This is a genomic window from Pseudomonas sp. McL0111 (genome assembly GCF_052567255.1).
Genome location: NZ_CP199585.1, coordinates 1,636,259 through 1,651,774 on the forward strand (window position 1 = coordinate 1,636,259; position 15,516 = coordinate 1,651,774).

A 15,516-nucleotide genomic window follows, 5' to 3' on the forward strand; every position below is an offset into this window, starting at 1 on the left:
TTTTTTTTCGCCCGTTGGAAGCTGCCGCAGGCTGAAATCTTCAAGATCAAAAGATCGCAGCGTGCCGCAGCTCCTACAGAATGCGTTTTGTCAGAACGCCATTCGCCATTGGCCCATTACGCCGTGGCTGCGGCTGTCGGTGCCGGCCTCGGCGGTGAGGCCAACGCCAACGGTGTGACGTGCCGAGAGGGTGAGATCCAGACCCGCGTCGAGCATCAGGCTGTTGCGATCTGTCTCGGCGCCGGCCACCTCAAAGCTTTTCCCTCCGCTCACCAATTGCTGACGTGTCTCGTTGGAGAGCTCGCCATAGGTGTGCTTCACGCTCGCACTCAGGCGCGGAGTCAGCTGCATGCCGTTGTCCAGACGATTGATTTTGGCAACGCGCAAGCCAAGAGTGCTGCTCAGATTGTCCTGAGTCTGGCCGTGCACTTTGAGCGCCGCATCACCTCCTTTCTCGGTGTAATCGTCGCGTTGATAGCGCTGATAACCAAGGCTGGCGAACGGTTCGATACTGACATTGCCTCGTCCGAGGTTGTAGCCGACTTCGGCAAAGGCTTGCTGGGTGTTGGCGTCGTAGTTGCTCTTGAGGTGGTTGCTGAATCCGCTGAATGCTACCCGGCGTTTGCCGCTTCCATCATGGCCGCCGTATGACGCGCCGAGCCGTAGCGCGAACGGTCCGTCCTGACGTACCGCGTAGGCGCCGAGGTGCCAGCTGTCGAGGTCGCCATCGAATTGCCGGGCATCCAGCCGGGTTTGCGATTTGCCGCCCATCAGGCCGACATGCCATTGCTCATCGAGTCGCCAGTCGGCGCCCAGCACAAGGCCTTGGGTGGAGTGTTTCAGGGTATCGAAGTCGCGATCAACCTTGCCGCCGTGCCCTAAAGCTTGCAGCCAGACCCGTCCCGAATCTTCACCACCAGCGGCCAGACTTGGCGCATTGGCTGATCGACTTGAGCCATTGCTGTCGAGTTGATTCATCGCCGAGAGCATGCTGGCGCTGACCGGATTAATGCTGTTCAGGGTGGCGTTTGCGAGGTTGGCGTTGCTGCCGGCTGCGAGTTGCTCAATGGCGGCAGTTGCAGTTGTTTTGTTGCTATTCACAAGGGTGCGAATGGCCGTGTTTGAGGTCGCAGCTTTGGATGTATCGACGCTACGGGCGAGGGCTTTACCGCTTTCCGAGTCAGCCAGTTGCTCAAACGCAACGGCGTTGCGTTGGTAAGTCAGGGCTACTTGGTTGGCAGAGTAAGAAAGTGTCGGTTTCATGAAGGCAAGGTTGTTGGTTATCTCCCCGAATTCACCTTCAATTTTTTCGGCCAACAGAACCGAATGCACTGTGCTGTTGGCATAGTCACCTGGTACTCCGTGAACCTGAAAGGCAGCATTGGCCAGCACGGCAGTGCCTTCGACCAGAACAGGTGTGGAGTAGCCCTTGCCGTTTACACCATAGGAAAAAATCGCCCCCTCGGAAAATTCCAGATTGCCATTAATGATGGGTGATCCAAGATCCGGGCTTGCGACCAGTGCGCCGTCTACATACAGGTTGGTGACTGCACCATGACCGCCATAGACAGCATTTGACTCGACATAGGCATCGCCTTTTATCAATCCGTTGTTGAACAGGCTTGCTCCGGTTTTAATCTCGGTATCGCCGTGAAACTCATGCTGCAACCGCCATTCGCCCCTGGCGACCCGCATGCCAGCGAAGTTCGCAGTCTCGCCAATTTCGCCTCCTTGCGAGGCATTCAACAGCAAGCCGTTTTTTCCCTTGCCGCCATCAATCCGACCATCCCACTGGGCTCCGCTGCTGATCACCAGCAGGTCATCTGCCTCGCCCAGTTGCAGCGAAACCCCGTTGATATTCTCAAGCGGCTTTGAAAGGATCGTGTGTTGTGTTGTGTAGGCGTTCTTGAATTTGTTGAAGGGATTTTCTTCGACAGATGCTTCTACTGTTTCAGGCTCGGGGAAGTCGAGAAGCTCATAGAAGACGGCATCGAACTCAACGGGGATAGCGGGTGGTCGCGGATTTGGTGTTTTTTGTTCCTGCGGATCAGCGGTCCAGGCCGAATGTTCCAATGGTCCGATGAATTCTTTGATTTTAAAAATATCATCGTCGAGCGGAACCGCTTTCACAGGTCTCTTTTTCCGCGGCTTTGGATCTTGTGCATCAGTCACCGCGGAAACTTCCGCTTGCTGTGCCATGGAAACGTCTACGCAGCTGACTGCCAGAGCAATTGCCAGTGCCAGATGTTCAGGTCGGTATTTGTGTTGGACAGCCATCAAGTTCGGCCTCTGTAAAGGGAGGCCAAACTCTAAGGGGACAGGCCTATGGCCCGATGTCAGCTACTTCCCACGTCTTTGCAGGTGTCGTCAGTTTGTTCTGCGGAAAACTGACGACAACGGAGGAAAGTGCAATTTTGCCGGGCGTTTCCGATGCCTTTTCCTACGCGTGTTCCAGATACCACCCGCTGGCAATAATCAGAAACTCATCTGCCACTGCCCAATCAACCCATGATTGCGACTGTTGCTGCCAATCTCGCCGCTATACCCCACGCCCAATGTATGGCGCGCCGAAATCCCCACATCCAGTCCCGCCTCCAGCACCAGACTGTCGCGATCCAGTGATGAGCCATCAACATTGAATGCAGTCCCGCCAGTCACGAACGCTTGCCGCGTCGAGCTGCTGACATCGCCATAAGTGTGTTTCCAGCCGACCGCCATGCGCGGGGTCAGGCTCATGCCGTTGTCCAGGCTGCTCAGGTGCGCGAGGCGCAGGCCGAAGGTGCTGTTGAAGTTGTCCTGGGTCTGGCCGTCGACTTGCAAAGCTGCAGCGCCGCCCTTTTCCTGATAGCTGTCGCGGTGGTAGCGCTGATAGCCGAGGCTGGCGAACGGTTCAGCGCTGAGGCGGCCGTTGCCCATGGCGTAACCGAGTTCGGCGAAGGCTTGCTGGCTGTCGGCGTCGTAGTTGCCTTTGGGCCGATCACTGAAACCGTTGAACGCCACGGTGCGTTTGCTCTCGCCTTGATGGCCGCTGTACGCCGCGCCCAGACGCAGTGAATACGGGCCGCTCTGACGCAACGCGTAAACCCCGGCGTGCCAGCTCTCGACATTGCCATCGACGCCAGTTGCGTCCAGATCGGTCTTCGAGTAACCGCCGAGTACGCCCAGACGCCATTGCGGTGTCAGCGACCAGTCTGCGCCGAGCACGCTGCCTTTGCTGCGCTGCTCCAGGCCACTGTTGCCGTGTTTGCCATTGAGCTTGCCGTAGCCGCCGATGGCTTGCAGCCAGATGCGTCCACGGGCGTTCGGGTCGTTCAGGTTACGTGCTTCGGAAGGTACGCCGTTTGCCGCGAGCACCGGAGTGTCGCGTTGATCCAGTCCAACCATCAGGCCCGGGCCGCCGCCCATTTGTTGCATTGCCGAAAGCATGCTGCTGCCGACCTGACTGCTGGCGCCGAGGGTGGCACTGGTCAGGTTGGCGTTGCTGGCGCCAGCGAGTTGCTCAATGGCGGCGCCAGCACTGTTTTGGGTGGTGTTGAGCAATGCGTTGTACAGCGCATTGTTTTTGCCCATCGAAGCGAGGCTGTTGGCCGCGTTGCTGCCGTTGCCGGTGACGGCAAACTCATTGAACGCTACGTCGTTGCGGGTGTAGGTCAGATCGACCTGAGTCGGGGTGTAGGCGAGTGTCGGCGTGAGGAACGCGTAGTCGCTGGTGACTGTGCCGAAAGTGCCGTTGACCCGCGCCGCTTGCAGCACGGTGTATTGGCTCTGCCACGGATAAGTGCCGGTGCCGGGATTGATCGCCAATGTTGATCCATTGAGATTGGCCGTGCCGCCGACGATCACCGGGGCACTGCTGCCGTCGGCGTTGACGCCGTAAGCGAGGGTCGATGCGCTGCCCATGTTCAAATCCTGAACGATGGTTGCCTGACCGAGGCTGGTGTTGGTGCGCAAGGTGCCGTTGACATTGAGATTGCCGACCGAGCCGCCACCGGCATATACGCCGCCAGCATCCACGGTCAGAGTGCCGGCAATGCCGCCCTGGTTGATCAGTGTCGCGCCGTTGCGCACCGCGCCGCCGTCACTGAAATCGCCGCTCCCGGTGAGGGTCCACGCACCTTGTTTGACCTCCAGCCATTCGAAGTTGCGACTGGCACCGAAGCTGCCGCCCGCTGCGTCGTCCATCACCACCTGATCGTACCCGCTGCCGCCATCGACCACGCCGACGAAGCGGCTGCCATTCTTCAGGGTCAGGCTGTCGTTGCCGCCGCCCAGATCCAGCGCCAGGCCATTGCTGCCGCTGATGGTGCCGCCGTTGATCACGCTGTCGGCGAACTCGCCGACGAACTTCACACCGAAACCGTCGAGACCCTGAATGGTGCCGAAGTTTTCCAGCGTGGTGGCCCCGACTCCGGAGCCGCCGCTACCGTCGTCCACCAGAATTGCCGCGTTGGCGCCGCTGATCAGCGCACCGCTGGCGTTGTGAATGAAACCGCCGCCCAGCGCGATGCCTTCGCTGCCATTGGCGAAACCGCCCTTGTCCACGCCACCGGCGCCGACGCCTTGAATCGTGCCGTAGTTTTCGATGTGGGCGATTTTGTCGATATCCACGCCATCGCCGTCGCCATTGGGTTGCAGCCCGGAGTAGGCACCCGTGATGGTGCCGTGGTTGATCACTGTGCCGTCGCCATCGGAGCCAAAACCGGAGCCGTTGCGCCCGGTAATTTCCCCGTAGTTGACCAGCGTTGCACCGAGATCGGTGGTGATGCCATGACGGCCGCCGGAAATCATCCCGTAGTTGGTCACGCTGACGCCGCTTGCGGAGTCGATATCGATGCCGTCGAATTTTTCGTCGGCGTTGTGCGAGTCGCCGGTGGAAATCTCGCCGTAGTTGGTAATCGTCGCATTGGCGCCGGTCTTCATACCGTCACTGGCATCGCCGCGAATCAGCCCGCCCGCGCGGTTGATGATCGTGGTTTTGACTCCGTCACTGCGCAGCGCATCCAGATCCAGCGCCTGGCCGGTGGTCGAGCGAATGATGCCGCTGTTGTCGATCAACAGACTGCCGCTGACGAAATTGCTGTCGATGCGCAACGCATCATTGGAACCGAGAATCTGCCCGCCGCTGCGGTTGTAGATTTTGTAGTCACGCGCCTTGGTCAGGTCGCCGCTGCTGTCGATGGCACGGCCACCGCTGGAGATGATCTTGCCCGAGTTATCGATCACCACACCGACGCCGCTGGTGCTGTCCTTCAGGCTTACGGCCTTGCCGCTGTTGGTGATACTGCCCGGCGCCGAAATCGTCAGCGTGTCACTGCCGCCAAGGGTTTGCGAGGCGGTGGTGGCGGTATCGATCTGCACGGTTTTGCCGTGGGCGATGTTGGCAGTGATCAGCAGGGCGATGGCGAGAGACAGACGCTGAGGCGGGAAGGGCATTGGGGGACGGCCTTTTTGTTATAAGCGGGGCGTCCTGTATAGCGGAGGGTTTTTACAGAATGATGTCTAAAGTGTGATTGATCACATCTGCATTATTTTGCGTTTTGATGGAGGATATAAACAGCGTATCTGCATTTTGTTGCAGATCAATCATGTCATGTTGAACTAAAAATGCACTATATTGCATTTAAAGCCAAACAAAGGCTGCGCGGAATGCATTTAAGTGCAGGTGGAAAACCATGTACAACCTGACATTACAGATATTCACCGCTGGCCAATGGCAAGACGCCATGGTCTTGAGTTTCGACAATCCTGAACAGGGGTTCGAAAGTCGCTGCAGTTTTGGTTACGAGACCGCTTACCTGGTCGATAACATCGACGATATAGGATCTCGTTTTTCCAAGGCTGTGAGTGCGCGGTTCCCACTGGATTGGGAAGGACGGCGGTCCGGCACGCCTGCGTTTGTGCATGACATTGCGCCGGCCGGCGCCGCCAGAAGGTTTCTCCTGGCACGCTTGGGAAACGAGAAACCTGCAAACATCAGCGCTGACCTTTATCTGCTCGGCCGGAGCACTCCGGCACCCATCGGCAACATGCGGATAAAAGAGTCGGCCGAGGCTGTGGATGAGCGTAAGCCAATCGGATTCCAGCGCGAGGATGTTATCAATCGTGACAACCGTTTTCTGGAGTACGCCTATGAACTGGGCGCGGCGATTGGCGGTGCCACAGGTGCTGGCGGGGAAGCTCCTAAGTTGCTGCTCGTCGAGAACCGTGCCGGCCTTTTGTATCCCGACGCGGTACTGGCTGATGAAGAGGTCAGTCAGCACTGGTTTGTGAAGTTTGCTCGAAACAAAGGAGGCCTGACTGATCAGGATATCCTGCGAAGCGAATTTCATTACTACAGGGCCTTACAGACACTCGGTATCGAAACGGTCGCTGCAGCAGGTCTGGCATTGGAGGAAGCGAGTAAACCCAGTCTGTGGATGCAGCGCTTTGATCGCATTGCGGCGGACGGGGAAGTAAGGCGTTTGGCTGTCGAGTCGATTTACTCGTTGGCTGAGGTAACAACGCCAGGCAGCGCAATGAACCATATGGATGTCATCCGCATGCTCGCCGGACTCTGGCGCGATGCGGGTCAGGCAAGTCAGATTCCGACGCTCGTTGCGGACTATCTACGCCGGGATCTGATCAACAAAATCCTCGGTAATTCTGATAACCACGGCCGTAATACCGCAATCATCCGGCAAGCCAACACGTTTCGCCTGGCGCCCATTTATGATTTGGCACCCATGGTCATGGATGACGAAGGCGTGACCCGTTCGACCAAATGGCCAAAAGAGCTGGAGCGGGCGGGAAATGTCGATTGGCGTGGAGTTTGCCGCGCACTTGCAGATATTGCTGATCCAGATGATCCATTGGCTGCGTTGGCTGACGCGCCCGACTCATTCGAGCGCTTGCGCGGGGATGCACAGCGCTTGGCTGCACTTCCCGATATTCTGACTGCCAGCGGTTTGCCGGATCGAACCATGAACCATCCGAGCATTGCATTGAAGAATCTGGAGCAACGTTTGAAAGAGTGGGATCTGAAATGAGCATGACCGTTGCCGAGCGCACTGTGCTCATCGAGAACATTCAAGAGGCACTGGCACAAGGAACCCTGGAGATCGGTGAAGCGGTTCGCCGTTTGCGCGTTGAAGTGACGGGATTGCATCAGACCCAGTTCGCGAAAATGTGCAAAATTTCCGTACGCACGCTGGTGCATATAGAGCATGGCGAAGGTAATCAGACGCTGAAGTCACTGAATGCCGTGTTTCGCCCCTTTGGACTGAAAATGGGCGTAGTGCGGATTCGCCGGGACGTTAACTGAAGATCAAAAGATCGCAGCCTGCCGAAGGCTGCGATCTTTTGCTTTTACAGGCTTAAGCGCGGCATTCAACCAAGCCTTTCACCTGCCCGTCAGGCGTCTGATTTTCATCGGACAGCCACTGCTCGAACCCCGCCGCAATCGCTGGCCATTCCGAGTTCAGAATCGAGTACCACGCGGTATCGCGGTTTTCGCCCTTGACCACCATGTGCTGGCGGAACACGCCTTCGAAGCTGAAGCCCAGACGTTCGGCGGCGTATTTGGAACGCGCGTTGCCGTTGTTGCATTTCCATTCCAGGCGACGATAGCCCAGCGCGAAGGATTCCTTGGCCAGCAGGTACACCGCTTCGGTGCTTTTCGGTGAGCGCTGCATCGGCGCGCCGAAGGTGACGTGGCCGATTTCGATGCGGCCGTGGGTCGGGACGATCGACATCAGGCTGAGGATGCCTTGCACCTGACCTGTGGCGCGGTCGATGACGCTGAAGAAATACGGGTCGCTGCTGGCAGCGTTGTTGTTCAGCCAGTCATTGAAAGTGCTGCGCTCGGGGAACGGGCCGTAAGGCAAGTAGTTCCACAGTTTCGGATCGGCGCCAGGACCTTCGAGGGCTTTGAAAAGGTCGTCGCCGTGGCGTGCCGGGTCGAGTCTTTCCAGACGGATAAAGCGGCCTTCGAGCAGTGTGGTCGAGGGCGGCGGTACGCCTTTCCAATCGGCGAGTGAGGTGGTCATGGCGCGATTTTCCTTGAAGAGTCTCAGATGGCTTTGCGGAACTGGATAAACCCCGGGCGTTCGGCGATGCGCTCGTAGAGCTGGATCGCCGTGGCGTTGGTTTCGTGGGTCAGCCAGTGAACTTTGCAGCATCCGTCAGCCTTGGCGGTGGCGTAGACGTGTTCGATCAGCAGGCGACCGACGCCAGTGCCACGGGTTTGCGGCGCGACCAGCAGGTCTTGCAGATAGCAGGAGTTTTCAATGCTCCAGTTCGAACGATGGTAGATGAAATGCACCATGCCCACGGCTTTGCCATCGGCCCAGGCGACCGCTGCGTGGGTCGGTTCGCCCGGGTCGAGAAAACGCTGCCAGGTACTGTGCGTGACGGCGTCCGGCAGTTCGGTGTTGTAGAAGCGCAGGTAGGCCTGCCACAGCGGCAGCCAGGCGGCGTGGTCGCTGGCGGTGACCGGGCGGATGTCGATTTGGCTCATGGTGATTTCCTTAACGCATCAAGTGGGCGAGTGTCTGATCGTTGATCTCGGTGCTGGCGGCCAGTCCTTCGCGCACTCCGGCGATGTCGGCGTCGCTGCGGTTCTGGCTGAGCTTGCGTTTGCCTTCGAGACGGTCGATGGGAATCGCAAAACCGACGATGGCCTTGAGCATGCCGTCGATGTAATCGGCGGGTGCGTCATCGACTTTCCACGGTTGCGCACGGCCGGCTTCATGGCGGTCGGTGAGGGTGCTGACGATGTCGAGCAGGCGTCCGCCATCGCTGAAGGTTTCGGCGTGGCCATAGGCGTGCACGGCGACGTAGTTCCAGGTCGGCACGACTTTGCCGTGCTCGGCCTTGCTCGGGTAAAAGCCCGGGCTGACGTAGGCGTCGGGGCCGGCAAAGATCAGCATGGCTTCGGCGCCGTCGCGCAGGTCTTTCCACTGAGGATTGGCTTTGGCCAGATGTCCGTAGAGCGTGCCGTTCTCACCTTGTTCGCAATGCAGCAGCACCGGTACGTGGCTGGCTTGCAGGCCCTGTTCGCCGTGGGTCACCAAAATGGCGAGGCGAGTGGCGAGGATCAATTCGTGCAGTTGCGACAAGTCGTCGATGGCAAAGGCGCGGGGCGTGTACATGGCGAAATTTTCCTTGGCGAATGCCTGCATCCTAGGCAGGCTATTGGTCTGTTGTAAGAGCCATTGATGGCCAATTTCATAGGTCCATTGTCATGCCAGAATCCATCACGCCAGCAATGCCCTTCAATCCGGCCGGGATTGAACTCGACCGTCGTCAGGGCCTGAGCCTGCAACTTTTCCAGGCACTGCGCCTGCGCGTGCTGGATGGGCGACTGGGCAGTGGCACCCGGTTGCCGGCCAGTCGTGATCTGGCGGCGGCGTTGGGTATTTCGCGTAACAGCGTGGTGCGCGCCTACGATCAACTCTACGCAGAGGGGTACATCGAGGGGCGTGTCGGTGACGGAACCTATGTGGCGCAACTGCCGCAAACACAACCTGCGGCAAAAAAATTATCCACAAAACTATCCACAGGGTTTTCAACAGGCTTACCCACAGCCTTATCCACAAAATCGTCAAATACACCTGGAATTTTATCCAGTAAAGTTATCCACAGCAGCGCTTTACAGACCCTCGAGCACAATCATTTACCGACGCCGCCGAGCGGTCCGCCGCGCGCTTTTCGGGTGGGGGTGCCAGCTTTCGATCTGTTCCCGTTCGACGTCTGGGCCAAGCTCAACGCGGCTTTCTGGCGAAAACCGGCTTTGCAGCAGTTGTGTTACGGCGATCCGGCTGGGGACGAACGTCTTCGAGGCTTGATTGCCGCGTATTTGCGCAGCTCGCGGGGGATGCAGTGCTCGGCTGAGCAAATTGTGATCACCAGTGGCGCTCAACAGGCCATTAGCCTTTGTGCACAGCTGCTGGTGGAGCCGGGCGCGGTGGTCGGCATCGAAAATCCGGGCTATCGGGCGGCCGGTCATGCCTTCACCGTGGCGGGAGCGCGATTGCATGGAGTGCCGGTGGATGAAGAGGGCATTGATTGCACAGCGTTGGCCAGACTTAGCGATTGCCGACTGGCCTATGTCACGCCGTCACACCAATACCCGACCGGGGTGGTCATGAGTCTGGCGCGGCGACTTGAGTTGCTGGCCTGGGCCGAGCGCAACCAAGGCTGGATCATCGAGGACGATTACGACGGCGAGTATCGCTACAGCGGCGCACCGCTGGCGCCTTTGGCAGCGCTGGATCGCGAAGGGCGAGTGCTCTACGTCGGGACGTTCGGCAAAGTGGCGTTTCCGGCATTGCGTCTGGGTTATCTGGTGTTGCCGACTGCGCTGGTGCAAGCCTTCGCCCGACGCCGGGCGGTGGATGTGCGGCATTCCGAAGTCAGCACCCAAGCGGTGATGGCCGAGTTCATGGCGGCCGGGCATTTCCAGCGGCATATCCGCCGTATGCGCCGTGCCGCGTTGAGTCGGCGCAACTGTTTGTTGGCGCATTGGCCGGAGAATATCGAAGGTGTCGGCAGCCTGCCGGCGGTGGCTGCCGGATTGCACCTGACCGTCTCGGTGAACAGCCTTGCCCGCGAGCGCGAATTGATCGCCAAAGCGCAAAGTGTCGGAGTCGAGGTCAATGGCCTGAGCAACTATTGGTTGCCCGACTCCCACATCCCGGCGGATCAACGTGCCGGGTTGGTACTGGGATTTGCAGCGGTGCCGGAGCAAGATATTCAGGCTGCTCTGGCACGTTTGCGTAGCGTCTGGCGCAAGTAACTCTGTAGACGATTAACCTTCAGTCAACCTCGCCAACCGGGTGCAGAAACAGATCCAGTACCTGTGGCCGAACGATTTTGCGCAGCACGTTATCCACTGCATCGAAATGTTCCAGATCCTGCCGCGCCTTGGCGGACAGCTCCTGCAAATAGCCGTCGGCAAACTTGAGATGCGCAGCCGTGAACTGATCAATCGGGTCAGTCAGGTTGTTGTAATGGAAGTGTGCGACCCACAAGGCTTTGTTCTGGCGTGCCTTGTCGTTAATCCGATACTCCTGGAAATAGTCTTTGCGCTGTTTGGTTCGGATGCGTCCCCGCTCGTCCTTGGTTATCTGTACCAGACGGTGGTCGTGCAGCCACTGCAGATAACTCTCCCGGGGTCTGCGCCCTGTGAGTATCGCGCCATAGACGCTGACGCCCTCACGACGCATACGGATTGCAGCCTCACGCAGTCCGGTGCTCAGTTGTCCCACCGGAAAATCCGCTTTTCTGCGAGCAAATATGGCGTCGACGTTCTCGGCAGTCTGGTCGAGACGGGTTGCCTGCTGGTCAAACAGATCCTGCATGTCAGCCGGAATACGTGAAGGTCGTTGGGCATCTGTGCGCAAACGTTTGATAAGCGGAGCCAGCTCGTCAACCATCGTCATGGCGCCGCTGATGACCTCTTCATCGGCCAGCGTTGGTGCTTGTATCGGCCGTTCGGCGGCGGCCCTGACGACAGGCATCTCTTCGAGTGCGCGGGGTGTTTCGGAGGAGGCAGCCTTTTGCGTTTCGATGACTCGTGGCCGGGATTTGTTCACCTTGCCAACTGCACGTGAGGTGGAGGACGCTGGTTCGAGCCGGGCCATCGTGGCGGTCATGACTTCTTCGGGCTCCGGCAACAGATCCAGCAGGTGACGTCGCGCTAAATGGTGGAATTCCTTGACCAGTTGCTGAACACGCTGGAAGCGGATGGCCTCCAGTTGTGCGGATGAACTGCTGGACAGATCTTCCAGTCGTTTTTCGGCATCTGCCAGGCGATCGACCAATTCGGTGAGCTGCTCGACGCTCAGGTCCGGGTTTTTTGTCTCCCTCGCGATGCCGAGGCGGCTGAACAGGCGGTGACCTGCATCAGCTGCACCGTCGAAAATCGGCACGATAATTTTCCGTAACGGATCCAGGACGCCCTCCGGTGCATCCAGCAGCGAGAGTTCAATAGACATCCCGATTTCATTGGCGTGCAGGTCGTGGCGCGAGAGCGCTGGCATCAATCGTTGTAGATCCCCCGCGACTTTGCGGGTGGTGCCGGTGTGAGCGTTCAACCTGTCGTGTGAAGCGTGCAGAAGGGTGAGGCGCTCGACCATTTCATTGCTTACGGCGATGGCTTTGCGCGCGGCTGTCATCTGTATCGGTCGGGATCGACTTTCGGGAGGCTCCAGAGTGCTCAGTTGCGGTGCGACGATTTTTGCGTACTCACGCAACTTCATGCGCATCCAGCTACTGAGATAGCGATTCTGTTCGACCGTCAACCGTATCAGTTGCGCCTGATAAAACACCCCGGCACCGCCGGCCTCACGCCACTTTTCGAGATCGGCCAATGCCTGGGTGTAGTCAATGGTCAACTGGTCGGCTTTGCTGACATAGGTGGCGATATCTTGCTCAGTCATCACGGCTGAAAGGTCGCTGTTTTCCGGTGGTTGCAAGGCACTTTCCAGATCCGCTCTTTTGCTGGCTTCCTGTTCGATGAACAGATGCAACGCAGCCCATGCCTCATCCTTGCGTTTGTTCTTCTCGCGGCGCAGGGCTTCGATCCTCCCGGTCGGACCACCGCCGCGTAACCGCAGTTTCAGCTCCCAGTGCCAGCGTTTGGTCTGTTGGTCGAACCTGATGCACAAACCCGTTTGGGAAGGTGTGTCGGGATCGACGACGAACACCGGCTCATCCGTTTCGGCACTGACTTGAAACCAGCGTTCACCGACTTCGGCATACAGCTTGCTCTCGAACTCATAAAGATGATCAGCGTTGGCTACCGCACCCTCGGGAAGAATCGGCCTGGGTACTTTAAGGCGATCAATGGTTTGCAGGAATGACGCTTGTGCATTGATGCGAACCAGTTTTTTGGGTGCCAGAATCGAGGAATGAGTTTCAGGCAGGGGAGAATTTAGTGGAGTGGTGTCGTGAGTGATGACCATTGTCCTGGTGCGAATCGGGGCAACGAGCTGCGGATCATCGACAGATACGTGCACCGGCGTGGCTTGCTCTTTCAGCGGACTCGAGAGCCGAAGGCGCTGTAACGAGAACCTTTGCGCGAGCAAGATGCCCAGCGTCAGCAACACATCACCGATCGACGACCATTCGGCAGACTTGTCACCGGTGTCATGTGCATCCAGAGCTTGCTGGAGTTGACTGATAGTCTGCCAGACCCACACTGCCGCGCCTGCCGGGCCGCTGAGGAAATTTGTTGCCACACCGAATATCGACCAGCCGCTGTCCTCCAGCAATGCCCAGCGCCGCTCGGCATTGGAGGTGGATTGGCGGTCGGCAAGCTCGGCTATTGCCAGGCTGTTTTTATCGAAAAGAGTCGAGAAAATGTCGCTGCTCAAGGGGCTGTTCGCCAGACTGACAGCAGCGCTCAGGTCAAGGTGGCTGAACGGATCGAATGCCAGGTCGGTGACGGTCCAGAGTGATGGCAGGCCACTGGAGAATACATACTGACCGTACTCGAAACTCAAGGCGCGGGTCGGTAGCCAGGCCAGCACTGCATCACGTAACTCACCCGCCTGGTAAAAGGCATAGAGCATGTTTTGTTCGGACGGAAATTGGCGCAGCGGTTGATCCAGCAGAGGGCGATAAAGAAGGCAGGGGCCGCTGGCTCCCGCTCGGGGTCCGATGATGTACATGTTGGTGACGGTGTCGGGTGTGCTGCCGAGCCGAAAGCGCGGGATGAACGCCAGTGGGCGAATCTGTACCGGCCACGAAGCGATCGGTGTAGCCGCGGTAATTGAAGCCATCAACTGACAGACCTGACGGTAACCCTGCTCGTCGACATCGCCCTGCTGCCTGAGTTTGCACTCCAGCGCCAGCATCGGCAGGAGTAACGGTAATTGTCGGCTGTAGCGCAACTTGTGGCGACGGGCTTGCTCCTGATCGTCAATCAAGGTGCTTTTGATCAGTTCTGGATAGTTTTCGCCGATGTTGACCTCGCTGGCCATGCGTATCAGAAACTTGATTGTCATCCAGGCCGGTGCGGGCGTGCCGTCGAGATAAGCCACCTCGGCCATGTAGGGCGACGTGTTGTACAGGGCGAATTCGCCAAGCGTCTGAACCCTGATCTGATTTGGATCGGGAAGGGTAAAACCACCGGCTTCGAAGCTATGTGTGATGGTGATCCGGACATCATTCAGGCGCAATTGCGTACTGTCGACTTCGTTTCGCTCGGCGACGATGGCCGCGTTTATTTGCTTTTGGGCATAGTCCTTGATCAGCGGAATTTCGCTGCTGTTGAAAACATCGCTACCGGTTTCACCGCGCAGCTTTCCCAAAGCAGTCAGGTAGCCGCTGTAGGCCTGAATTTCATCCAGCGACCCCGCCAAAAGCCATTCCGGGATCGCCTCTACAAGCCGTTCGACATGCGCCTGAGAGTTCCCCGCATCATCCTTGTATGCGACGAGCTGTGTCGTGGATGAACTGCTCGCCGGATCAAGGACATCGATCGAGTCGATCTGGCAGCCAATCAATGCCCAGACCGTGGCGTCGAAAATATTACCTTCGGGTTCATAGAGTCGCCACTTCAAACCATACTCTCTCAGATCGAGGTCGATCCGTCCGGGAAGAGTGGCGCCGAGTTGCGCCATGGATTCGAACGATTCACAGCCTTCATCAATGGTAAACATCGTGACCAACTCGCGGTTGCCCAGTGTTGCGGTCAGTACGATTGCACCAGCCAGCATCAGGTGCCGGGTCTTGTGGGTTTGGGTCAGGTCAACAATCAGATCGATATCGATAAGACTGGCGCGCACGTTTGACAGGCCGGCGATGTTCGCGGCGCGTGCAGCCCGATCCGGGAACTGCGAAACGTGTCGTGCCAGGGTGCATTCATGCGCATTCCAGCCTTTTACGGACTGGACGTTCAGTGCCTTTTGCAGCGTCTCGGACAACTGCTGCCAGCGCGGCAGGCTTTCGACGATTGCGCTCCAGTAATCGAGTTGGCTTTGCGCGAAGCCAACGAACAGTACCGGGGCACACTCGTTCAGCAGTGTGGTAATCGCGTCCATGCTGACGGGCAGGTGGACCGGGTCGGCGGCCTGGGGCGTCAAGGTCAGGAAGTGTTCACCCTCGATGAAGTCGGCTGTCATTTGAGTGAAAGCCAGGCGCGCCAGTAAGTGGGTCAGCGTTTCGAACCGGGTACTGTCGCTCAGCAGGTTTTCGCCCTGCTGATGCCAGATCGGGGTCATCAACATGGTTTTTTCGGGGTCGATTCGTTGCTCGGGAAAGAACTTGTGCAGGGCCCCGCGCAGCAGTTGTGCGGCAGCCTCCTGGAGAGTCGGACCGCCGCTGGTCTGTTCGATCAGTTGGCTTTTATTAAGCAGCGGTGAGGCAGTGTCTGTTCGGTTTGTTTCTTTCATGGGATCGGAACCGATTGCATGGTGGGGCGGCATCCGCCGCATGCAACCGAATGTACCGGCGTGTTCACCCGCTCGGGTGGTAGATATATATAGGTCGTAAAAAAGCCCGCAGATCGCGGGCTTATGGGGCGGGTATGTT

9 protein-coding genes are annotated in these 15,516 nt (G+C 58.2%); 3 read left to right on the forward strand and 6 right to left on the reverse strand.

From position 1 onward, the window contains the following. Positions 1 to 90: 90 nt before the first annotated feature. Both ACTWLJ_RS07385 and ACTWLJ_RS07390 read right to left on the reverse strand, forming a co-directional pair. On the reverse strand, positions 91 to 2,277 hold the full coding sequence (locus tag ACTWLJ_RS07385; protein ID WP_445180400.1) for an autotransporter outer membrane beta-barrel domain-containing protein: 2,187 nt from the start codon (positions 2,275 to 2,277) through the stop codon (positions 91 to 93). 198 nt (positions 2,278 to 2,475) lie between these two features. After that, positions 2,476 to 5,433, reverse strand: coding sequence for an autotransporter outer membrane beta-barrel domain-containing protein (locus ACTWLJ_RS07390; RefSeq protein WP_445180401.1), 2,958 nt, complete (start codon positions 5,431 to 5,433; stop codon positions 2,476 to 2,478). Between the two features lie 239 nt (positions 5,434 to 5,672). Between ACTWLJ_RS07390 and ACTWLJ_RS07395 the strand changes: the two genes are divergently transcribed. Continuing rightward, positions 5,673 to 7,025 (forward strand): HipA domain-containing protein, encoded by a 1,353-nt coding sequence (locus ACTWLJ_RS07395; protein ID WP_445180402.1) that lies wholly within the window; start codon positions 5,673 to 5,675, stop codon positions 7,023 to 7,025. Beyond that, complete coding sequence (locus ACTWLJ_RS07400) at positions 7,022 to 7,300, forward strand: helix-turn-helix domain-containing protein (RefSeq protein ID WP_401213175.1); 279 nt, start codon at positions 7,022 to 7,024, stop codon at positions 7,298 to 7,300. Before ACTWLJ_RS07395 ends, ACTWLJ_RS07400 begins: the two co-directional genes overlap by 4 nt. Positions 7,301 to 7,352: 52 nt before the next feature. Here the strand turns inward: ACTWLJ_RS07400 and ACTWLJ_RS07405 are convergent, their stop codons facing one another. Genes ACTWLJ_RS07405 through ACTWLJ_RS07415 form a run of 3 tightly spaced genes read right to left on the reverse strand, consistent with a single transcriptional unit; the run spans position 7,353 to position 9,128 of the window. Continuing rightward, entirely contained in the window at positions 7,353 to 8,024 is a 672-nt protein-coding gene (locus ACTWLJ_RS07405) for a GNAT family N-acetyltransferase (RefSeq protein WP_445180403.1), read from the reverse strand. Between the two features lie 23 nt (positions 8,025 to 8,047). After that, entirely contained in the window at positions 8,048 to 8,494 is a 447-nt protein-coding gene (locus tag ACTWLJ_RS07410) for a GNAT family N-acetyltransferase (RefSeq protein ID WP_445180404.1), read from the reverse strand. Positions 8,495 to 8,504: 10 nt separating this feature from the next. Further along, positions 8,505 to 9,128 carry an FMN-binding negative transcriptional regulator gene (locus ACTWLJ_RS07415; protein WP_445180405.1) on the reverse strand — a complete coding sequence of 208 codons (624 nt, stop codon included), beginning with the start codon at positions 9,126 to 9,128 and terminating at the stop codon, positions 8,505 to 8,507. Positions 9,129 to 9,220: 92 nt separating this feature from the next. Between ACTWLJ_RS07415 and pdxR the strand changes: the two genes are divergently transcribed. Next, positions 9,221 to 10,774 (forward strand): MocR-like pyridoxine biosynthesis transcription factor PdxR, encoded by a 1,554-nt coding sequence (gene pdxR / locus ACTWLJ_RS07420; RefSeq protein WP_445180406.1) that lies wholly within the window; start codon positions 9,221 to 9,223, stop codon positions 10,772 to 10,774. Between the two features lie 19 nt (positions 10,775 to 10,793). On the opposite strand, the gene ACTWLJ_RS07425 is transcribed toward pdxR, so the two are convergent. Beyond that, positions 10,794 to 15,377 carry a dermonecrotic toxin domain-containing protein gene (locus ACTWLJ_RS07425; protein WP_445180407.1) on the reverse strand — a complete coding sequence of 1,528 codons (4,584 nt, stop codon included), beginning with the start codon at positions 15,375 to 15,377 and terminating at the stop codon, positions 10,794 to 10,796. Positions 15,378 to 15,516: the final 139 nt, after the last annotated feature.